We start from the raw sequence: 19,995 nt of genomic DNA on the forward strand, positions 1-19,995 counted from the left end.
CCCTCCTTGTGGGGGAGATGTCCGGCAGGACAGAGGGGGGCGCGAAGGATCGCCGCCTATCTACTTTGCACCAACCGCCTGCTCATAGACATCCGGCTTGAACCCCACGAGAACACTGTCACCAATTTCCAGCACCGGGCGCTTGATCATCGTCGGTCTGGCCAGCATCAGCGCCTTGGCCTGCTTTTCGTCGAGCGATTGCTTGTCTGTCTCCGGCAGTTCGCGGAACGTGGTGCTGCCCTTGTTGAGGAGCTTTTCCCAGCCGACCTTGCCGACCCAGCCATTCAGCCTGCCCGCTTCGATCCCGTCGGCCCGATAGTCATGGAAACGATAAGGCACGTCATGGCTCTCCAGCCAGATGCGCGCCTTCTTGATCGTGTCACAGTTGGTGATGCCATACATGGTGATCGTCAAAGCGCGCTTCCCTGCTGATTGTCGAATCCGTCCCGCACCCTAAAACCGCCCTTCCCGCTTTGCCAGCGCCCGCATCCCATGTGAAGATGATTTGAACCTTGCATGAACGGCCAGGGCATTGCCCCGGCCGCCATGCTCGTTTTTCGCCTGCAGCGAAGAAAGCAGACTCCGGAAAGCCGGCGGCATTGCCTCAATAGTAGAAGCGCTCTTCGGTAATCTTGCCGTTCTTGACTGTGTACAGGCCAACCTCATCCATGGTGACGCACTCGCCCGTAGCCTTGGGCGTTATGTCAAACGTGAAGCGCACCGCGAACTGGTCGCCGTTGATATAGGGCCCCTCGACGGAGCCGCCGTGCACTTGGTTGTTCTCTTGCCACCACTGGCCCTTCTGTTTCACGGCTTCCTTGCCGTTGCAGACGGCCATAGGGCCCTCCATGGCTTCATAGCTGACGATTTCGTCGGCATTGTACTTCTGAGCGGCACTTTCGTTGTCGCCCCGCCTGAGCAGTTCGGTGAAATCCTTGGCAATTTCCGCGACGGTCATTTGTCTTCCTCCTGTTCCGACGCACTCGAAGTAGGAAAGCGCTCGCCAGTCCGCCAGCTTTGCCCGCACGACAGCTGACAAGCTTTGTCAGGACGATAGACATAGCGCGGCTCTGGGACGACGGTTTGAGGGCGAGCGATCGGCGCATCACATCGCACTGAGCGGCCAACAGTCCGGGAAAACGTACTTCTTCAGTCCGCGCAAGCTGTGCACAAGAACGAACTCCCGGGCGACAAAGCTGATTGGGCCGATAGGCTGTTGCGGAATAAGTTTCTGGTCATAGGCCAGCGTCAAATGTGGAACGAAACCGTCTGAAGCTTTGAGTCCTTCGCGCGACATTTCAGCGCCGAGCTTCCTGCTCAATTCGCAAACCGGTCCGTCATCGGCGAGAAGCACGAAAGGATGCTTGGCCGGGCGGCTCCTCGTCGCCGGGCGACCGGGAAAGCTCCTGAATTGGCGAAAGGTGACATCAAACTCAGACATCGCGATGCGCCGCCCCGATCGGGCCGCTGCGAAGATGATTTTCTCTGGCAGCCTTTTGTAATCACCGACATGTTGCAGGCTGACGTGAAACCGGTGATACAGCAGACGTGAGGCGGTTATCTCACATTGGCCGCACAGCTGGCTTTGACAATCCGCAAACCGCGAATAGTCCTTCTGCTGCAGAAACAAGCCGTAGAAGACGCGCTCCGGCCGCTTAGGCCGCCATGGCGGCTCTGGAATTCCGAAATCGAACTCGCCTTGGTACATACGCGTACGCTCGCCAAGGAACGCTCCCGTTTTGCTCCGGCGTTAGAACAAAACAGGTACATCTCTTTGAGTCAAGCGTGGATTGCTTCGAAGCCCACCCCGCATCCGATGCCCTTGACCTCGAGAAAGTCATGGACCCCAGTCGGCGTATTCGCGGCCGTTGCCCGACTGCCGTAGCCGCCGATGGAGCAGGTCAGCTGGGCAGCATAGGGCAGTTGGCGCCACGGCGCAGGCTGATATGCGCCACGTCGCCGACGCTGAACTGGAAACCCTCAGCCTGGCGCGGCGCATCGATGACAATAGGTGCGCCTTGGTCGAGTTCGGCATGCAGCCGCAGCGTGCGGCCATGAAAGACGACGCTGTTGACGCGCGCCGGCGCCGTGCCCGGCGCGGCCTCGGTCGTTGCCAGCAAGTCCTCCGGGCGCACGCCGATGGTCCGCACTTCGCCTTGCCCGGGTGACTTCCCAGTTTCAGAAGTTGCCTCCACCGCCAGGGCGCCGGCGGCGAAACGCAGGCGATCGCCCTCGCGGCCGACGAAATGCGACTGCAGGAGATTCATGGTGCCGATGAAGCTCGCCACGAACGTCGTGGCGGGCCGGTCGTACAGTACCGCCGGTGGCGCGATCTGTTCGATGCGGCCCTTGTTCATGACGACGATGCGGTCGGAGATCGACAGCGCTTCGGTCTGGTCATGGGTGACCATGACGAAGGTGGTGCCAAGCCGCGACTGCAGCCGCTTCAACTCGACCTGCATCTGTTCGCGCAGATGCGCGTCAAGCGCCGACAGCGGTTCGTCGAGCAAGAGCACGCGCGGTTCGCAGACGATGGCGCGGGCGAGCGCGACGCGCTGGCGTTGGCCGCCGGAGAGTTCGGAAACGCGGGCACGAAGCTTGTCGGCGAGGCCGACCATGTCGAGGGCTTCACCGACGCGTTTTGCCTGTTCGGCTCCGGACAATTTGCGCAGCGACAGACCGAAGCCGACATTTTCGGCGACGTTCATGTGCGGGAACAGCGCGTAGTCCTGGAACACGGTATTGACCGGCCGGTCGTAAGGTCGAAGCGCGGTGATGTCGCGGCCGTCGAGCAGCACCGCGCCGCTCGACGGGCTTTCGAAGCCCGCAATGACGCGCAGGCTGGTGGTCTTGCCGCAGCCCGATGGTCCGAGCAGGGTGATGAACTCGCCGCTGATGATGTCGAGATCGACGGCGTCGAGCCCGACGATACCGCCGGGAAAAATCTTCGATACCGCCTGCAGGCGGACGAGCGGATCAGGCGCCATCGCGAACCTCGGACGGTTTCGTGGTGTTGACCCAGAGGATCCGGCATTCCTCGCCGCCAGGATTGCGGAAAGCGTGCAACAGCGTGCTCTTGAAGGCAAAACTGTCGCCGGTCTTCAGCACGTATTTTGTCGAATCCACCACCAGTTCGACCTCGCCGGCCAATACGTAGCCAAACTCATGGCCTACATGCGCATAGGCTTCCGCGGTGCCGCCGCCGGCTTCCACCGTTACCAGCATGCCGGTCAGCGTCGCGCCCGGCGGCGACAGCAGCGCCTTGGCGATGCCCTCCGACTTCACCGGGATGGCGCGGCGGCAGTTGGCACGCACGCAGTAGAGATCGTTGGCGGCATCGTCGCCGTCGGCGATCAGCGCCGACGGCTCGATGTCCAGAGCCGCGGCGAGCGGCCAGATCACCTTGACGCGCAGCGAAGACATGCCGCGCTCGATCTGGCTGAGCGCGCCGATCGACACGCCCGCCCTGGCGGCAAGCTCCGCCAGCGAAAGGCGGCGCTCGAGCCGCAGGGCCCGCACCCGCCGACCGACGCGAACGTCGGCATCGTCCTTGGGTTTCTCGGCCTGTTCGTCCAGCATGTCCATGCATCGGTCCTCGTTTGCCGCATCCTTATCGAGCAACGCAGCATTGTCGTTCGCACGTTTGCGCTGCCCCTCACCCTTACCCTCTCCCCGTGAAAAAACGGGGAGAGGGGGTCGCCGACGTTGCGGCCAGTCCCCTTCTCCCCGTCTCTATTACGGGGAGAAGGGGCAGGCGGATGAGGGGCGGCGCAAGCTTCAGTAATCCAATCGCCTCCAACAAGGCTGGCCAGCGTCACCCGCCGGCCTTCACCTTCTCGAACATCTTGGCGACATCGTCATTCTGCTTCATCGGGCCGGTGAAGATCGTGCTCTTCAGCATTACTTCAGGGTCGGACGGCAGCTGGAGCTTTTCCAATTCGTCCTTCGGCACACCGGCGAAGGCAGTCGAGAGCGAGCTGCCATAGCCATAGGACTGGATCAGGAATTTGCCCGACTCGGCGTCCAGCCGGCTGTTGATGAAGTCATAGGCGAGATCGACGTTCTTGGCGTCCTTGAGCATGACGAAACCGCAGGCCCAGGTCAGCATCCCTTCCTTCGGCCTCATGAACTCGACCGGCACGCCCTGCTTCTTCAGCGAAGTGGCCGATGCGTTCCAGGTCATGGCGGCGACCAGCTGGCCACTGGCCAGCGCCTGCTCGACCGAAGTCATATCGGTGGTGTAGCTCGACAGCAGCGGGCGCTGTTCGCGCAGCTTCTCGGCGACCTTGTCCATTTGGTCCGCAGTCATGTCGAAGGGGTTCACGCCGGCAAGCAGTGCCGCGACGATGGGCGTGTCGTGGACGGCGTCGATGGTCGCCATGCGGCCGGCATACTGCTTGTCCCACAGAAGTTTCCAGCTCGCTTCGGGGTTCTTCACCAGATCGGTGCGGTAGAGGATCGAGGTGTTGCCCCAGTCCCACGGCACCATCCAGACCTTGCCGTCGCCCGCCTGCAAATCGGGCAGGTTCTTGAACACGGGGAAGACCGAATCCCAGTTCTTGATGCGCTTGGTGTCGATCGGCTGCAGCAGGCCTTCCTTGTTCCAGCGCGCCACCTTGTCGTAGCAGGGATGCGCTATGTCGGGGCGGAAGCCTGCCTTGACCTTGGTGAAGGCATCGTCATCGTCACCGAAGATGGAGGCCTCGAAGCCATCGGGATGCGCGGCGAGGAAGCTCTTGTTGAAATCGGGCAGCTCGTACCCTGACCAGGTGAAGTATTGCAGCTTCTCGGCGGCCAACGCCACGGTCGACGACAGTGCGAGCGCCAGTGCGGCAAGGCCGGCCCGGGCCTTGTGTCCGGCTATCGATTTCAGGTGGAATGCCATTTTCGTTCTCCTCTTCTTTGTTGTGGTTGGCGTTGTTGTGATCAGGCTGAATTGGCGGATATCCGGCGCACCGCGCCAAGCCCGCGATGGCGCAGGATCTCGGCTGTGCCGGCGATGATGAAGGACACGGCCAGGATCATCGTCCCCAGCGCCATGACGGTGGGCAGCGAGCGGGGAAAGCGCAGTTGGCTCCAGATGTAGAGCGGCAGGGTCGGCTCGGTGCCGGCAAGGAAGAAGACGACGATGAATTCGTCGAAGGAGATCAGGAAGGCGAGCATGAAGGCCGACAGCACGGCGGGCAGGCTGAGCGGCAGCATGACGCGCCGGAACGTCGTCCAGTCGGAGGCGCCAAGGTCGAGCGCCGCCTCGCGAACCGTCCTGGGGATGGCGGCGAAGCGGCTGCGCATGACGACCACGGTGGTTGGCAGCGCCACCAGTATATGGCCGAGCACGATGGCGACACGCGACGGTCCAACGCCAACGAGGTTGATCAGGATCAACAGCGATATGCCGACGATGACGCCTGGAATGAGGATCGGCAGCCGTGCGATGGCGCTGATGGTGGCGGCCAATGGCGAGCGGCCGTAGAGGTCCATATAGGACACGGTAATGCCGCACAGCGTGGCGCCGGAGGCCGCGATGGCGCCGATGACGAGACTGTTCAGGAGCGCGCCCGACAGAGCGGAATTGCCATAGAGGGTCGCGTACCACTGCAGCGTGAAGCCCTGCAGCGGAAACGCCGCCTGGATGGAATCATTGAAGGAAAACAGCGGAATCAGCAGAACCGGGAGATAGAGAAACACGAGGTAGGCGAGCACATAGAGGCCTAGCCAGCGGCCATTTCGTTGCGTGCCGAGGCGTTCCACTCTCATGTGCGGCTGCCAAACCTGCGGTCGGCGCCGCGTGCGACCAGCACCACGACCAGGATGACCAGCATGACGCAGACCGAAAGGGCCGCGCCGAACGGCCAGTCGTTGGCCTTGCCGAACTGCGACTGGATCAGTGTGCCGATCATGGTGCTGGCCGGTCCGCCGACCATCGCCGGGGTGACATAGTCGCCGACCGTCGGCACGAAGACGACCAGGGCCGCGGCCAGGACGCCCGGCATCGAGTTCGGCAGCACGACCCGGCGAAAGGACGTGAACGGCCGCGCGCCAAGGTCTGAAGCGGCCTCGATCAGCGATTTCGGAATGGTCTCCAGCGCCACATAGATCGGCAGGATGGCGAACGGCGCATAAGCGTGGGCCAGCGTGACGACCACAGCCGCTGGCGTATTGAGAAACGCCAAGGTCGGCTGTGACCAGATACCGCTTTCGATCAGCGCCGAGTTCAGGACGCCGTTATAGGCGAGCACGATCTTCCAGGCGAAGACGCGCAGCAGGTAGCTGGTCCAGAACGGCAGTGTCACCAGGAACAGGAGCAGGCCACGCCGCCGCCCGGCGTAGAACGCAAGGTAGTAGGCGACGGGATAGGCGGTGACGACCGTGGCCAGGGTCACCAGCCCGGCGATGACCAACGAGCGCAGCGTCACCGTCCAGTAGAGCGGATCCGAAACCACCGTGGCGAAATTCGCCAGGCCGAAGCCGCTGCCCAGCAGCGAACCGTCATTGCCGCGGAAGGCAAGGAAAAGCACGAGGCCAAGCGCAAACAGGATCAGCAGGAAAGTGACCAGCGCGCCCGGCAGCAGCATGGCGAACCGGAAGCCCGACGAAGACCGGGCCTCGGACACCTGTGCCGCAACTAGGGTCGACATCGACCGGCTCACCCAAATTTTGAAATTACCAAAGAGTTTTTCATATTTGTGAAACTGTCAAGCGAAATCCCGCCGGTGGATTGTGACGGGCATCCATTGAAACCGTTTCGACAAGGTTTGAACGAGTCACATGAATACCCAGAGGTTTCACGCTCTTGAAAAGACTCAGCCGGGTCTCGACAGTGCCGACGCAGACCCGCTTGTCGCAAAGCCGGAATTTCATGGACGAGACGGCAGTCTGAATCGCCATCGAATGGGATAGACCTTTGGGCGGAATCCGGGGAAAGTGCCGCGCCGACCCGGCAAGCCCGCATTCGATGATCAGAGGACCGCACGCATGACGAACCCGACGCATCTGCCGACCGAGGGCCTTTTTGTCGGCCGCGCCAGGAGCAGCGATGCCTTGTATCCCCTGGTGATCACGGTGCGTGACGGCATCGTCTTCGACATCACGTCGAGCGCGGCGCCGACCGTGCGCGACGTCTGCGAGATGGCCGATCCGGCAAGGCATGTGCGCTCGGCCGAGGGCAAGCCGATCGGCTCCCTCGACGACATCGCGGCCAACAGTTTCGAGGCCACGCGTGATCCGGCAAAGCCATACCTCCTGTCCCCGGTCGACCTGCAGGCCATCAAGGCATCGGGCGTGACTTTTGTCGTCAGCCTGCTCGAACGGGTGATCGAGGAGCAGGCGCGCGGCTCGGCGGAAAAGGCCGACGCCATCCGCGCCGACATTGCCGGGCTGATCGGCCATGACCTTTCGAAGCTCAAGCCCGGTTCGCCCGAAGCGATGGAGATCAAGGCCAAGCTGATTTCGCGCGGCGCCTGGTCGCAATATCTGGAAGTGGGCATCGGCCCGGATGCGGAAATCTTCACCAAGTGCCAGCCGATGGCTTCGGTCGGCTTCGGCGCCGATGTGGGCCTTCACCCGGTGTCGACCTGGAACAATCCGGAGCCGGAGATCGCCATGATCGCCGCCAGCAGCGGCAGGATCGTCGGCGCCACCATCGGCAACGATGTCAATCTGCGTGACGTCGAGGGGCGTTCGGCGCTGCTGCTCGGCAAGGCCAAGGACAACAATGCGTCGGCTTCCCTCGGTCCTTTCATCCGCCTGTTCGACGACGCATTCTCGATCGACGACGTGAAGCGCGCCGTCGTGCGCCTGAAGGTCGAGGGCGAGGATGGGTTCTCGCTGGAGGGCGCAAGCTCGATGGCCGAGATCAGCCGCTCGCCCGAAGAACTGGTCGCCGCTGCCATGGGTCCGCATCACCAATATCCGGATGGGCTGGCGCTTTATCTCGGCACCATGTTCGTGCCCTCGAAGGATCGCGGCGAAAAGGGCAAGGGCTTTACCCACAAGGTCGGCGACATCGTCACCATCTCGTCGGAAAAATTCGGCGCGCTGGTCAACCGGGTGCGGCTGTCGCCCGATTGCCCGCACTGGACCTACGGCGCCAGCCATCTGATGCGCGACCTCGCCAAGGCCGGTCTCATCTAGCTGTGGCGCAACCGGCCTGCCGGACGGTCAGGACGGTTGCTCGGCTGAGCCTCGACGCCAATCATCCCGCTGCCCGGAAAAATCACCCCAACTGAATCTGATGGGGCCGTTGATGGCGCCCGGTCAGCCGCCAACTACATCTGCAGATGGAGGCTTGCCATCCGCCGAAAAAGGGAATGCTCTTGGGCATCCGAGCGGCGCTGGCAAAAGACGCAATCCGGCTGAAGCCGGAACAAGGGACGGATCATCTTCAACCGGGAGGAAATCAAATGCTGACGAGACTAAGACTTGTGCTCTACGGCCTGCTGGTCGCGCTGACGGTTCTACCGGCAGCCGCCCAGGCCAAGACGTTCTACTGGATTTCACATGGCGGCCCGGCCGATCCGGTCTGGACCTACTTCCTTGCCGGCGCCAAGCAATGGGCAAAGGACACCGGCAACACCGTCAACACCTCGTTCCACAATGGCGACGTTGCCTCCCAGCAGGAAGCGGTTCGCGCCGCGATCTCGGCCAAGGCCGACGGCATCGTCACCACCAGCCCAGATCCGGGCAGCCTGGTTGAGATCGTCAAGGAAGCCCGTACCGCCAACATCCCGATCATCAACTTCAACACGCCCGATCCCAAGGCCAATTTCAATGCCTATGTCGGCGGCGACAACGTCACCTTCGGCAAGCATTGGGCGCAGTATCTGGTCGACAAGGGGCTGGTGAAGAAGGGCGACTTCGTCTGGATGCCGGTCGAGATCCCCGGCGCCACCTATGGCGTCCAGGAGGAAGAAGGTATCAAGAGCGTCTTCGGCCCACTCGGCGTCACCTATGAAGTCACCGAGGCGACGCTCGACCAGGCCGAAGTGATCAACCGCATGGTCGACTATCTCACCGCCCATAAGGGCAAGGTGAAGGCCATCATCGGCCTCGGCGACCTCGTCACCGGCTCGATCAAGCGGGTGTTCGACCAGGTCGGCATCAAGCCCGGCGAAATCCCGGTCGTGGGCTGGGGCAATTCTCTCGACACCACCCAGGAAGTGCTGAACGGCTACGTCAATGCCGGCCAGTGGCAAGACCCGCAGGCGACCAGCTATGTCGCGCTGTCGCTGGCCAACATGGCCGCCAGCGGCATTCCTCCAGGCTTCAACGTCATCACCGGCGCGCTCTATGAGAAAGACACCGCCGGGGTCTACGACAAGATCCTGTCCGGCAAATAACCGCGATCCTGGCGCCGCGCCGTTCCGGCATGGCGCCAGATGCCTTCTTGCGCCGCGACTGCCCGCCTATGCGGTGGGGGGTCGCGGCCCGTTCCAACCATGTCGCGGGTTCCCAGTGGAAAATCATTCGCTCATCCAACGCCTGATCGCGCGGCCGGAATTCGGACCCTTCGTCCTGCTGGTCGTCGAAATCGCCGTTTTCTGGAGCATCAACCCCGATTTCCTGTCGCCGCAGAACATCTCCAACACGCTGGCCTTCACTGTCGAACTCGGCCTGATCGCGCTGGCGATGACATTGCTGATGACGTCGGGCGAATTCGACCTGTCCGTCGGGTCCCTGTTCGGCTTCTCGCCGGTGCTGATGTGGACGCTGTTCAATGGCGGCGTCACCTCGCTGGAGATGGGCTTCGTCGTCGCGCTGGTGGTCGCCGCGCTCATCGGCCTGGTCAATGGCTGGTTCGTCACGCAGCTCAAGATCCCGTCCTTCCTGGTGACGCTCGGCATGCTTCTGGTGGTGCGCGGCAGCGCCCTTTTCATCACCGATGGCTTTCCGCAGCGGACCTGGAGCGCCGAAGGCAGCTGGCTGGCGGAAGCGCTGGTCGGCGACTTCTTCATCGGCCCGTTCCGCATCTACATGTCGCTGTTCTGGTTCATCGCCGCGGCAATCGCGCTCGGCTATGTGCTGACGCAAAGCCGGACCGGCAACTGGATCCAGGCGGCGGGCGGCAATCCCAACGCAGCGCGCGCTCGCGGCGTCAATGTCAACCGCGTCAAGGTCGGCCTGTTCGTCCTGTCGTCGGTCATGGCCTCGCTTGCCGGCGTCATCTCTTCGCTGCGCACATCCGCCGCCAACCCCAACAGCGGCACCGGCTACGAACTCGAGGTGATCGCCATGGTGGTCATCGGCGGCACGGCGCTGACCGGCGGGCGCGGCACCATCATCGGCACGGTGCTCGGCATCCTGATCCTGCGCGTGATGCGCAACGGCATCGTGCTGATCGGTGTACCCGGCCTTGCCTACAACATCTTCATCGGCGCGATCATCCTTGGCATGATGGCACTCCACTCATGGCTGGAACGCCGGCATCAGGCAGGGACTTGAACCATGGCTGAACCGCTCATCCGCATGCAGAACATCCGCAAGTCCTACGGCCGCGTGCAGGCGCTGGTGGATGCCAATTTTCATGTCAACGAACGAGAGATCGTCGGTCTGCTCGGTGACAACGGCGCCGGCAAGTCGACGCTGATCAAGGTGCTGTCGGGCGCCGTGCCGCTGACCAGCGGCGACATCTTCATCCGCGGCAAGAAGGTGAACCTGCGCAGCACCAGCGACGCAATCGCCAACGGCATCGAGACCATCTACCAGGACTCCGCACTGGTCACGCAATTGTCTATCGCCCGCAACCTGTTCCTGGGGCGAGAGCCGATCAAACCGCCGCGCTTCCTCAACCGCATGGACCAGGAGGCGATGAACACGGTCGCCCGCGACCTGCTCAAGCAGGTCGGCATTTCGAAGAACATTCCACCGACGACGCCGATCGGCTCGCTCTCCGGCGGCGAGCGGCAGGCGGTGGCGATCGCGCGCGCCATGCATTTCGATAGCGACCTCATCATCCTCGACGAGCCGACCAACAACCTTGGCGTGGCCGAAACACAGGGCGTGCTGAGTTTCGTGCGCAACGCACGCGATTCCGGTCATTCCTGCATCTTCATCGCGCACAACATCCACCATGTCTTCCAGGTGGTCGACCGCATCGTCGTCATGCGCCGGGGCAAGGTGGTCGCCGACGACATCGATCCGAAGAAGACCAGTGTCGCGGAAGTCGAACGGATCATCACCGGCATGTCGGACAAGGAAATCCGGGACGCCATCGCCGACGGCAAACCGGCGCACTGAGGACGGGCGGAAGCCGTCCTGTCGAAACCGTCGAATGCGAATGGGATGATGGTGGGCAATCATCCGTTGCTCAGATCGCATCGCTTCTCACATCACCCGTCTGGCGCGGCAACGCGTCGACGCATAGGGTTGCGGCATGAAGGCCACCGTCTCCGATATCGCCAGGAACTGCGGGCTCTCGACGGCGACGGTCGACAGGGTGCTCAACAATCGGCCCGGCGTGAGCGCCGCCAACAGGCAGCGCGTCATGGAGGCCGCCAAGCAGCTTGGCTATTTGCCGGTCGCCGATCAGGTGACGCTGCCCTCCAAGCCCGCAAACCTCGAATTCTTCCTGCCGATCGGCAGCAACGCCTTCATGCAGGATCTGGCAAGGCACATCGAGGACTATGCGTCGCGCCTGCCGCTGGTCGCGTCCTGCCGGATCCACAACCTCGCCGGTATCTCGCCGAACGCATTGCAGACAGCCGTGGAAAACCTGTCGCTGAAGGCCAATGGCGTCGGTGTCATCGCCATCGACCATCCACGAACCCGCAACATACTGGGCGACATCGTCGAAGCCGGCATCCGCCTGGTGACGCTGGTGTCGGATATTCCGGCCGCCCCCCGCTCGGCCTATGTCGGCATCGACAACCGGGTGGCGGGGCGAACCGCGGCACTGTTGATGGGGCGTTTCCTCGGCGGCCGCGAGGGTCAGCTGGCGATGGTCGTCGGCTCACGCTCCTATCGTGGGCATGAAGAACGCGAAATGGGTTTCCGCTCGGTGCTTGGCGAGGAGTTTCCCAACCTGACCATCAGCAGCGCCGTCGAGATCAACGACGAGCCGGATGCCAGCTACGCCGAGACCATGAAGGCGCTGCGCAACGAACCGGAACTGCTCGGCATCTATTGCGTCGGGGCCGGACGCTCCGGTGTTGCGAAAGCCATCCGGGAGACGCGGCCCAATCGCAAACCGGTGTTCATCTGCCACGACCTGACCAAGGAGACGCGCGGCTACCTCGTCGACGACCTTGTCGACGTCGTCATCGACCAGCATGCGAGGCTGATCGCAGAACAATCGGTCATCCGCCTGCTCGGCTCCATTGCGTCATCGGCACCCTATCTGACCCGGAAATTTATCGAGCCGCGGCTGATTTTCAGGGAAAACGTGCCGGTGCAGTGAGGTCGCACCCGAATGTCACGGGGCGGCACGGCAAATCTGCACAGCTGCTATGCACTATTCGTGATTGCCGAATCATTGGGCAATTCGTAGCTTCTGGTTGTCGGCCATCTACTCCTCCCAGATGCGATGCTGGCGCTGAATGGGGTGCACCTCCTCCCGCACCACATTCGAAATCGAGCCCGCTGCCACCTCCTCCCGGCAGCGGGCTTTTTTCGTTCAGCCGGCGGGTAGTGCGGTAGCAGCCGGCCAACAAAGGCGTCAGGCATCGCCCGCTGATGCGGTGGGGAATGACTGATAGCCGCGACGAATTTCAGCCGGCCGCAGCGCCCCGGAAGGAAACGATCAGGCCTTCCGCCATGCGCACGAATTGCGTGCTGGGGCCTTCGGTGCCCACGGTCTGCACGCTGACACGCGCGCCCTCGAACAGCAGCGACAGCGTATCGGCGAGAAGCTCGGCCTGGCCGATGCCGGCATCGCGGCAGAGTCCGACCAGGCGTTCGCGCTGGGCTTCCTTGAGTTCCTTGATCACGCGCCTTGCCGGATGGTCTGGCTCGGTCAGCTCAGCGGCGGCATTGGCCATGTCGCAGCCACGGCCGTCGGTATTGAGCATGGCGGCCGCCTTGGAAACCCAGGCGTGAAGCTGCGCGAGCTTGTCGCCCGGATGCTCCGCTTCGAATGTTTCCCACATCGCGCCGACCTTGGCCGCATTGGCGCGCAGGCACTCGACGATGAGATCGTCCTTGGATTCGAAGTGACGATAGAGCGTCATCTTGTTCGTGCCGGCGGCTTCGGTGATGGCGTCGACGCCGACGCCCTTGATGCCGTGCTTGTGGAACATGTCGCGTGCCGTCTCCAGGATCCGATCCCGGGGACGAGAGCGCTCCACGACGCCGTCTGTCATCATGATCTCCTTTCGTTTCCAAAAAACCCTCGGCCACCTCTTGACTAGGGTGTTACCGGTCTGTAACTTCCAGAATGTTACTTACTGGTAACACCTATATCGTCCGCCGTCAATAACAAGGTCGTGACCTGGTCCTACCAGATCGAGAGAGACGATTGCCAATCATGCGGCCTCGGCCGGTGAAGAGATGAAAAACGGTTCGCGAGCATGGGCTGCGAATCGACAGACAAGGAGCCGGCCAATGTCACAGCGCCGCGATCTTACCATAGATGAAGCCGTCCGGGATCCGATGATCCGGCTGGTCATGAAAGCCGATGGCGTCGACCCGCACGCCCTCGAAACGATGCTGCGGTCGCTCGCCGATGCGCAGAACCGCGACGAACCGCTGCTCCGCACGCGGAATGACACCAGGCGCCGCCAGCGGCTGTCCACCGTTGCCCGTGCATTCGGCAGGGCAAGAGCAGCAGGCGAGGTGTGTGTGTCGTGGTAAATTTCTTCATCCACCGTCCGATCTTCGCCTCCGCGATCGCCATCATCATGGTGCTCGCCGGGACGATTTGTTATTTCCTGCTGCCGGTCTCGCAGTTTCCCGACATCACCCCGCCACAGGTCGTGGTCAGCGCCCACTATCCTGGCGCCAGCGCGCAAGTGGTGGCCGATACGGTGACGACGCCGCTGGAGCAGCAGATCAACGGCGTGCAAGGCATGACCTACATGTCGTCGACGAGCTCCAACGACGGCTCCTCGACCATCACCATCACCTTCGATGTCGGCTATTCCTTGAGCACTGCCGCCGTCGACGTCCAGAACCGCGTCTCGCAGGCGGCTTCGTCACTGCCGGCGATCGTCAACCAGGGCGGCGTGACGATCAAGAAGCAGAACCCGAACTTCGTGCTGATCGTCAACCTCACCTCGCCCGACAATTCCGTCGATCCGGTGGCGCTTTCGAACCTTGCCTATCTGCAGGTCGTCGATCCGCTGAAGCGCTTGCCCGGCGTCGGCGACGTGCAGATCTTCGGCGAGCGGCGCTATTCGATGCGTGTCTGGCTCGATCCGGACAAGCTCGCCAATCTCGGCATCACCGCCGTCGACGTGCAGAACGCCATTTCCGAGCAGAACGTGCAGGTGGCGGCCGGCAAGATCGGCCAGTCACCCGCCCCGGCCGGCACCGCCTTCGAGATGCAGGTCAACGCCGTCGGCCGCCTCAGCGACCCGAAGGAATTCGGCGACATCGTGGTGCGCGCCAATACGACCAGCGGTTCGCTGGTGAGGCTACGCGACGTCGCACGCATCGAACTCGGCGCGCTGCAATACTCGTCCTCGGCCTTCTTCGGCAAGGACCCGACGGTGGTGCTCGCCGTCTACCAGATGCCCGGTTCCAACGCGCTCGACCTTCAGCAGCGCGTCAAGGACAAGATGCAGGAGCTATCGACCCGATTCCCGAAGGGCGTCTCCTACGCCATGCACTACGACACGACGCGCTTCGTCTCGGCGTCGATGCATGACGTGCTGATCACGCTCGGCGAAGCGCTGGTGCTGGTCGTCGCCGTGGTGTTCATCTTCCTGCAGAGCTGGCGCACGACCATCATCCCGACCATCGCGATCCCCGTATCGCTGGTGGCGACGCTCGTCGTCATGGAGATGCTGGGCTTCTCTCTCAACATGCTGTCCCTGCTCGGCATGGTGCTGGCGATCGGCCTTGTCGTCGACGACGCCATCGTGGTGGTGGAGAATGTCGAACGACAGCTCGAGGCCGGACTGAGACCACTGGCGGCAACCAAGGCCGCCATGGCCGAAGTCACCGGGCCGATCATCGCCACGACAGCCGTGCTGATGGCGGTGTTCATACCCGTCGCCTTCATTCCCGGCGTCTCGGGACGGCTCTACAACCAGTTCGCATTGACGGTGGCGATTTCGGTCGGCATTTCCGCCTTCAATTCGCTGACGTTGAGCCCGGCGCTCAGTGCCGCTTTCCTGCGCCATCGCCATGGCACGCAATTCGTGCTGTTCCGCTGGTTCAACACCGGCTTCGACAGGCTGTCGCATGCCTATGCCCATGGCGTGCGCCTCCTCGTCCGCTTGCGCTGGATCATGCTCGGCCTGTTCGCGGCGGGGCTGGTCGCCACCTATTTCGTCTGGCAGCGCCTGCCCTCGACCTTCCTTCCGGTCGAGGACCAGGGCTACTTCTTCGTCGTCATCCAACTGCCGGACGGCGCCTCCCTGGAACGCACCGACGCGGTGGCGCAGAAGGCGCGTGACATCCTGCAGGCAACGCCCGGCGTCGACATCGTCGGCTCGATCAGCGGCCTGAACTTCCTGACCAGTGCCGCGCAGTCGAATTCGGCTGTCGAATTCGCCATCCTGAAGCCATGGGAGAAACGCGGCCCCGACCAGAGCGCCTCGAAACTCGTCGCCGACGTGCGCATGAAGCTGCTGCAGATACCGGAAGCCTTCGCGCTCTCCTTCGATCCGCCGTCCATTCCCGGCATCGGCACGACCGGCGGTTTCGAATTCGTCGTGGAGGACCTCACCGGCCGCGGCAGCAATGCGCTTAACGACGCAACGCAGGCCGTGATCGCCGAGGCGCGCAAGCAGCCCGAGATCAATCCGCAGCAGCTGTTCTCGCCGTTCTCGACCTCGACGCCGCAGTTCAATTACGACCTCGATCGAGCCAAGGCGAAGCTGCTCGGCCTCAACCTGCCCGACGTCTTCAACACGCTGCAGATCTATCTCGGCTCGCTTTACGTGAACGACTTCAACCTGTTTGGCCGCACCTTCCGGGTGACTATCCAGGCCGACAAGGATGCTCGCGCGGGTGCGGCAGACATTTCGCGGCTCTATGTGCGCAATGCTTCCGGCGGCATGGTGCCGCTCAGCACGCTGGGCAAGCTGGTACCGTTCGTCGGTCCGGAGACCGTGCCGCACTACAACAACAACGCCTCGGCCACGATCAATGGCGGCGCCGCACCCGGCTTCTCGTCCGGTCAAGCTGTCGCTGCCATGGAACGGGCGGCCACCACCGCACTGCCCAGGGATTTCGGCTTCGAGTGGACCGGCATCACCTTCCAGGAACTCAAGGCAGGATCGATTGCGTCGGTCGTCTTCGGCCTTGCCATCGTCTTCGTCTTCCTGATCCTAGCGGCTCAATATGAGAGCTGGGCGATGCCGTTCATGGTGCTGCTGGCGGTGCCGCTCGCTCTGTTCGGCGCGTTCGCCGCACTTTGGGCGCGAGGCATGCAGATCGACGTCTACTCGCAGATCGGCTTCGTCATGCTGATCGGCCTGGCGGCCAAGAACGCGATCCTGATCGTCGAGTTCGCAAGACGGCGGCGCGAGGAAGGCTTGAGCATCGTCGAGGCGGCCATGGAGGCCGCGCGGCTCAGGTTGCGGCCGATCCTGATGACCGCCTTCGCCTTCATCCTCGGCGTGCTGCCGCTGATGTTCGCCACGGGTGCGGGCGCGGCAAGCCGCCAATCGATCGGCACCACCGTGTTTGGCGGCATGGTCGCCGCGACCATCCTGTCGCTGGTGTTCGTGCCGGTCTTCTACGCGGTCATCGAACAATTCCGCGAACGCCGTGGCGGTGATGAGCCTGTCGCCACGCACACTGAACCAACCGCCGAACCCGCCTTCCCTCCCCTGGCGCAAGCGGCCGAATAAGATTGGAGACTGATCATGCGTAAATGGAAAATCGCGTTGGGAACGGCTGTCGCGCTGGGCGCCATCTCGGTGGCGAGCGTCCACCTGCTCGACATGGGCAACCTCAGGCTGAGCGCCGGCACGGCTGGAGCGGCGACGCCGGCCGCGGCAGCCTTTGTCATGCCCGTGCCGGTGGCGAGCGTCGTCAAGAAGACGATCCCGATCTATCTCGACTACGCCGCCCGCATCGAGCCGATCCGCAGCATCACCTTGCAGGCCAGAGTGCCGGGCTATCTGCAAGAACAGACGGCGCAAGACGGCGCCGATGTGCGGCAGGGCGATCTGCTCTACAAGATCTCGCCCGACGACTTCCAGGCCGCGCTCGACCAGGCGAAAGCCCAGGTGCAGCGCGACACGGCGACGCTCGACTATGCGCGGTCCAACCTCGGCCGCGGCTCCGAACTGGCCAAGAGCGGTTATCTGGCCAAGGACAGCTTCGACCAGCGCACCAGCACCTTGCGCGAGGCACAGGCGTCGCTGGCGCTTAACCAGGCGGCCGTGCGCACGGCGGAACTCAATCTGAGCTACTCGGAAATCCATGCGCCGTTCACTGGCCGCCTGGGCCGCAACCAGGCCTCGGTCGGAACGCTGGTCAGCGTCGCCGGCACGGTGCTGAACACGCTGGTGCAGCTCGACCCGATCTACGTTACCTTCAATCCGAGCGAGACGGACCTTGCGCAGATCGAAGAAGCCCGGGCATCGGGGCCGATCGAAGTCGAAGTCCTACTGCCCGGCGCTACGGAAGCCAGCCAGAAGGGTCAGCTGACCTTCATCGACAACACCGTCGACCACTCGACCGGCACGATTACGGCCCGCGCCACCATCGGCAATGCGAAGTTCACCTTGCTGCCGGGCCAATATGTGCGCGTGCGGCTGCACGTCAAACAGCAGCCCGATGCGCTGATGGTGCCTCAGGTGGCGCTCGGCTCGAGCCAGCTCGGCAAATATCTCTATGTCGTCGGCAAGGGCAACACGGTCGACCAGCGGCTGGTTTCGCTCGGACCGACCAGCGGCGACCAGATCGCCATTTTGAGCGGCGTCGCCGAAGGCGACCAGGTGATCACGAGCAATCTGCAGAAGATCGGACCCGGAATGCCGATCTCGCCACTGCCACAGAAACCGGCTACCTGACTCCCCCGCAGGCCCGGTTTCCGCGCGGCGTCCTCGACCTTTTCTCAGGTCGTGGGCGCCGTTTTCACGAGCAGGCCGACAAGAGCGGCCACATCGGCGCGGTCGGCCTGGGCTGGCGGCATGAAGGCGCAATAGGGATGACCGAGGCGCACCGAGACCGATGACGGCGCGATCAGGCGCCCTGCCTTCAGATCGGCCTGCGCCATCACCCGCTGGCCAAGGGCAATGCCGAGGCCCAAGCGTGCCGAGGCGATCGCCAGGCTGGACAGGCCGACGCGACGGCCATGCGACGGGTCTGGCGAGCGGTTGCCGCCGCATGCCGCGAACCAATCCGCCCAGGTCGGGTGCGAGGCATAGTTCGGACCCCAATTGGTGTGGATGAACAGGCTCTCATGCAGATTCGCCAGACCTGTGTCGCCATTGCCATGCCGGTGCCAGAACCCTGGCGCGCAGACCGGCAGCACATCGTCATGGACAAGACGGACCATCCGCAGGCCGGGATAGTGGTAGTCGCCATAGGAGATCCGCAGATCGACACCCTGGCGCGTCAGGTCGACCGGATCGTCTTCCGCCCGCACGTCGATCGCCATGTGCGGGAAAGCTTCAAGAAGTGCTGCCAGTCTCGGCGCCAGCCACAGCTCGGCCAGCGAGTACGGCACGCTGACCACAAGCCGTGTCCTCAAGCCGCCTTCCAGCATGCGCTGGCCGATGGCGGCAATGTCGCCCAGCGCACGCGCGGTCTGCGGATAGATGGCATGGCCGGCATCGGTCAGCGTGATGCGGTTGCCGGTGCGCACGAACAATTGCTTGCCGAACCAGGTTTCGAGGTTGCGTATCTGCTGGCTGACCGCCGCCGAGGACACGCCAAGCTCACTCGCCGCCAGAGTGAAGCTGCCAACGCGGGCAGCGACCTCGAAGGCCCTGATCGCATTCAGCGGCGGCAGGCGCTCCATGCAGTCTCCATAAGTTTTTCTTGGCCATTCCTAATAATTTTCCGCGTTGAGAGAAAGAATTTTTTGCCCTCTTCTGTGCCCAACCTATGGAGCACGCGACATGAAAGACATTCTCGATCTCGACCTTTATCCGCTCGACCGTGAGGGCAGCGCCGAATGGAACCGCCTCGTAGAACAGTCCATCGCAGCGCTCGAAGCCGACGGCATGTTCAATCTCGAAGGTTTCTTGAGGCCCGGCGTCGCCGAAAAGGCGGTGCGGGAAATCAAGCCGGTGATGGACACGCAATCCCACGTCCACAAGCGCATGCACAACATCTACTTCAAACCCGATATCCCCGAACTCGCGCCCGATCATCCCGCGCTGCGCAAGGTCGAAACCATCAGCCACACCGTCTGCGCCGACCAGATCCCCGGCAGCACGGTGATGACGATCTACGAGTATGAACCGCTGGTGCGGTTCCTGGCCGCGACGATGGGCAAGGAGAGGCTGCATGTCATGCAGGATCCGCTGGCCCGCGCCAATGTCATGGCCTACCGCGCCGGCGAGGCGCTGAACTGGCATTTCGACCGCTCGGAATTCACCACAACGCTGCTGCTGCAGCAGGCGCAACGCGGCGGCGACCTAGAATACCGCACCGATCTCAGATCGGATGACAACCCGAACTACGAAGGCGTCGCCAAGCTGCTCGAAGGCCGCGATCCCGAAGCCAAGATCCTGCGCATGAAGCCGGGTACGCTCAACGTCTTTCGCGGCAAGAATACCGCGCACCGCGTCACCACCGTCGAAGGCGAACGCGAACGCATGATCGCGGTGTTCTCCTACTATGAAAGGCCGGGGGTGATGTTCAGTGCCGAGGAGCGGGTCGGCTTCTACGGCCGCGCGGCCTGAGTTGCCCCGAACCGCATCGGGCCGGAGT

The 19,995-nt window shown here is 63.0% G+C and carries 19 protein-coding genes; 9 read left to right on the forward strand and 10 right to left on the reverse strand.

The features are described 5' to 3' along the window. Nucleotides 1–60: 60 nt before the first annotated feature. The 8 genes from FJ938_RS21220 to FJ938_RS21255 form a co-directional block, all read right to left on the reverse strand. Nucleotides 61–414 carry an ArsC family reductase gene (locus FJ938_RS21220; RefSeq protein WP_140607286.1) on the reverse strand — a complete coding sequence of 118 codons (354 nt, stop codon included), beginning with the start codon at nt 412–414 and terminating at the stop codon, nt 61–63. A gap of 190 nt (nt 415–604) precedes the next feature. After that, nucleotides 605–958, reverse strand: coding sequence for a nuclear transport factor 2 family protein (locus FJ938_RS21225; protein WP_140607287.1), 354 nt, complete (start codon nt 956–958; stop codon nt 605–607). A 147-nt stretch (nt 959–1,105) separates the two neighbouring features. Continuing rightward, the gene (locus tag FJ938_RS21230) at nt 1,106–1,708 is read right to left on the reverse strand and encodes a 2'-5' RNA ligase family protein (protein ID WP_140697064.1); all 603 of its coding nucleotides are present in this window, start codon (nt 1,706–1,708) and stop codon (nt 1,106–1,108) included. Between the two features lie 193 nt (nt 1,709–1,901). Then, complete coding sequence (locus FJ938_RS21235) at nt 1,902–2,987, reverse strand: ABC transporter ATP-binding protein (protein WP_140697067.1); 1,086 nt, start codon at nt 2,985–2,987, stop codon at nt 1,902–1,904. Next, the gene (locus FJ938_RS21240) at nt 2,977–3,585 is read right to left on the reverse strand and encodes a cupin domain-containing protein (RefSeq protein WP_140697070.1); all 609 of its coding nucleotides are present in this window, start codon (nt 3,583–3,585) and stop codon (nt 2,977–2,979) included. The genes FJ938_RS21235 and FJ938_RS21240 overlap by 11 nt, the downstream gene beginning before the upstream one ends. A gap of 229 nt (nt 3,586–3,814) precedes the next feature. After that, nucleotides 3,815–4,885, reverse strand: coding sequence for an ABC transporter substrate-binding protein (locus FJ938_RS21245; protein ID WP_140697073.1), 1,071 nt, complete (start codon nt 4,883–4,885; stop codon nt 3,815–3,817). A 41-nt stretch (nt 4,886–4,926) separates the two neighbouring features. After that, complete coding sequence (locus tag FJ938_RS21250) at nt 4,927–5,757, reverse strand: ABC transporter permease (protein WP_140697076.1); 831 nt, start codon at nt 5,755–5,757, stop codon at nt 4,927–4,929. Further along, entirely contained in the window at nt 5,754–6,638 is an 885-nt protein-coding gene (locus FJ938_RS21255; protein ID WP_140697079.1) for an ABC transporter permease, read from the reverse strand. Before FJ938_RS21255 ends, FJ938_RS21250 begins: the two co-directional genes overlap by 4 nt. A 337-nt stretch (nt 6,639–6,975) precedes the next feature. Here FJ938_RS21255 and FJ938_RS21260 point away from each other — a divergent pair, with 337 nt between their 5' ends. From FJ938_RS21260 to FJ938_RS21280, 5 genes are all read left to right on the forward strand, one after another. After that, nucleotides 6,976–8,133: a fumarylacetoacetate hydrolase family protein gene (locus FJ938_RS21260; RefSeq protein ID WP_140697082.1), complete on the forward strand. Its 1,158-nt coding sequence runs from the start codon at nt 6,976–6,978 to the stop codon at nt 8,131–8,133. A 269-nt stretch (nt 8,134–8,402) separates the two neighbouring features. Next, the gene (locus FJ938_RS21265; RefSeq protein WP_140607295.1) at nt 8,403–9,338 is read left to right on the forward strand and encodes a substrate-binding domain-containing protein; all 936 of its coding nucleotides are present in this window, start codon (nt 8,403–8,405) and stop codon (nt 9,336–9,338) included. Nucleotides 9,339–9,453: 115 nt separating this feature from the next. Next, complete coding sequence (locus FJ938_RS21270) at nt 9,454–10,440, forward strand: ABC transporter permease (protein WP_140697084.1); 987 nt, start codon at nt 9,454–9,456, stop codon at nt 10,438–10,440. A gap of 3 nt (nt 10,441–10,443) precedes the next feature. Then, on the forward strand, nt 10,444–11,235 hold the full coding sequence (locus tag FJ938_RS21275) for an ATP-binding cassette domain-containing protein (RefSeq protein ID WP_140697087.1): 792 nt from the start codon (nt 10,444–10,446) through the stop codon (nt 11,233–11,235). 136 nt (nt 11,236–11,371) lie between these two features. Then, a complete protein-coding gene (locus tag FJ938_RS21280) occupies nt 11,372–12,394 on the forward strand; it encodes a LacI family DNA-binding transcriptional regulator (protein ID WP_140697090.1) in 1,023 nt (340 codons plus the stop codon). A gap of 310 nt (nt 12,395–12,704) precedes the next feature. Here the strand turns inward: FJ938_RS21280 and FJ938_RS21285 are convergent, their stop codons facing one another. Further along, entirely contained in the window at nt 12,705–13,295 is a 591-nt protein-coding gene (locus FJ938_RS21285) for a TetR/AcrR family transcriptional regulator (RefSeq protein ID WP_140607299.1), read from the reverse strand. A 241-nt stretch (nt 13,296–13,536) separates the two neighbouring features. On the opposite strand from FJ938_RS21285, the gene FJ938_RS21290 reads away from it, so the two are divergent. Genes FJ938_RS21290 through FJ938_RS21300 form a run of 3 tightly spaced genes read left to right on the forward strand, consistent with a single transcriptional unit; the run spans nt 13,537 to nt 18,125 of the window. Next, complete coding sequence (locus FJ938_RS21290) at nt 13,537–13,785, forward strand: hypothetical protein (RefSeq protein WP_140607300.1); 249 nt, start codon at nt 13,537–13,539, stop codon at nt 13,783–13,785. Then, on the forward strand, nt 13,779–16,955 hold the full coding sequence (locus tag FJ938_RS21295) for a multidrug efflux RND transporter permease subunit (protein WP_140607301.1): 3,177 nt from the start codon (nt 13,779–13,781) through the stop codon (nt 16,953–16,955). The genes FJ938_RS21290 and FJ938_RS21295 overlap by 7 nt, the downstream gene beginning before the upstream one ends. A gap of 15 nt (nt 16,956–16,970) precedes the next feature. After that, nucleotides 16,971–18,125: an efflux RND transporter periplasmic adaptor subunit gene (locus tag FJ938_RS21300; RefSeq protein ID WP_140697093.1), complete on the forward strand. Its 1,155-nt coding sequence runs from the start codon at nt 16,971–16,973 to the stop codon at nt 18,123–18,125. Between the two features lie 44 nt (nt 18,126–18,169). Here FJ938_RS21300 and FJ938_RS21305 read toward each other — a convergent pair whose 3' ends face one another. Then, on the reverse strand, nt 18,170–19,078 hold the full coding sequence (locus tag FJ938_RS21305) for a LysR substrate-binding domain-containing protein (protein ID WP_140697096.1): 909 nt from the start codon (nt 19,076–19,078) through the stop codon (nt 18,170–18,172). Between the two features lie 100 nt (nt 19,079–19,178). Between FJ938_RS21305 and FJ938_RS21310 the strand changes: the two genes are divergently transcribed. Beyond that, nucleotides 19,179–19,967 carry a 2OG-Fe(II) oxygenase gene (locus tag FJ938_RS21310; protein ID WP_140607304.1) on the forward strand — a complete coding sequence of 263 codons (789 nt, stop codon included), beginning with the start codon at nt 19,179–19,181 and terminating at the stop codon, nt 19,965–19,967. Nucleotides 19,968–19,995: the final 28 nt, after the last annotated feature.

Source organism: Mesorhizobium sp. B2-4-14 (assembly GCF_006442155.1).
Classification (GTDB): domain Bacteria; phylum Pseudomonadota; class Alphaproteobacteria; order Rhizobiales; family Rhizobiaceae; genus Mesorhizobium.

What these genes read in the sequence shown, in the direction of transcription:
- FJ938_RS21225 (WP_140607287.1), bottom strand. Translation starts at nt 958, where the DNA reads ATGACCGTCGCGGAAATTGCCAAGGATTTCACCGAACTGCTCAGGCGG.
- FJ938_RS21310 (WP_140607304.1), top strand. Translation starts at nt 19,179, where the DNA reads ATGAAAGACATTCTCGATCTCGACCTTTATCCGCTCGACCGTGAGGGC.
- FJ938_RS21265 (WP_140607295.1), top strand. Translation starts at nt 8,403, where the DNA reads ATGCTGACGAGACTAAGACTTGTGCTCTACGGCCTGCTGGTCGCGCTG.
- FJ938_RS21260 (WP_140697082.1), top strand. Translation starts at nt 6,976, where the DNA reads ATGACGAACCCGACGCATCTGCCGACCGAGGGCCTTTTTGTCGGCCGC.
- FJ938_RS21245 (WP_140697073.1), bottom strand. Translation starts at nt 4,885, where the DNA reads ATGGCATTCCACCTGAAATCGATAGCCGGACACAAGGCCCGGGCCGGC.
- FJ938_RS21290 (WP_140607300.1), top strand. Translation starts at nt 13,537, where the DNA reads ATGTCACAGCGCCGCGATCTTACCATAGATGAAGCCGTCCGGGATCCG.
- FJ938_RS21285 (WP_140607299.1), bottom strand. Translation starts at nt 13,295, where the DNA reads ATGACAGACGGCGTCGTGGAGCGCTCTCGTCCCCGGGATCGGATCCTG.
- FJ938_RS21275 (WP_140697087.1), top strand. Translation starts at nt 10,444, where the DNA reads ATGGCTGAACCGCTCATCCGCATGCAGAACATCCGCAAGTCCTACGGC.
- FJ938_RS21240 (WP_140697070.1), bottom strand. Translation starts at nt 3,585, where the DNA reads ATGGACATGCTGGACGAACAGGCCGAGAAACCCAAGGACGATGCCGAC.
- FJ938_RS21300 (WP_140697093.1), top strand. Translation starts at nt 16,971, where the DNA reads ATGCGTAAATGGAAAATCGCGTTGGGAACGGCTGTCGCGCTGGGCGCC.
- FJ938_RS21255 (WP_140697079.1), bottom strand. Translation starts at nt 6,638, where the DNA reads ATGTCGACCCTAGTTGCGGCACAGGTGTCCGAGGCCCGGTCTTCGTCG.
- FJ938_RS21305 (WP_140697096.1), bottom strand. Translation starts at nt 19,078, where the DNA reads ATGGAGCGCCTGCCGCCGCTGAATGCGATCAGGGCCTTCGAGGTCGCT.
- FJ938_RS21280 (WP_140697090.1), top strand. Translation starts at nt 11,372, where the DNA reads ATGAAGGCCACCGTCTCCGATATCGCCAGGAACTGCGGGCTCTCGACG.
- FJ938_RS21235 (WP_140697067.1), bottom strand. Translation starts at nt 2,987, where the DNA reads ATGGCGCCTGATCCGCTCGTCCGCCTGCAGGCGGTATCGAAGATTTTT.
- FJ938_RS21230 (WP_140697064.1), bottom strand. Translation starts at nt 1,708, where the DNA reads ATGTACCAAGGCGAGTTCGATTTCGGAATTCCAGAGCCGCCATGGCGG.
- FJ938_RS21250 (WP_140697076.1), bottom strand. Translation starts at nt 5,757, where the DNA reads ATGAGAGTGGAACGCCTCGGCACGCAACGAAATGGCCGCTGGCTAGGC.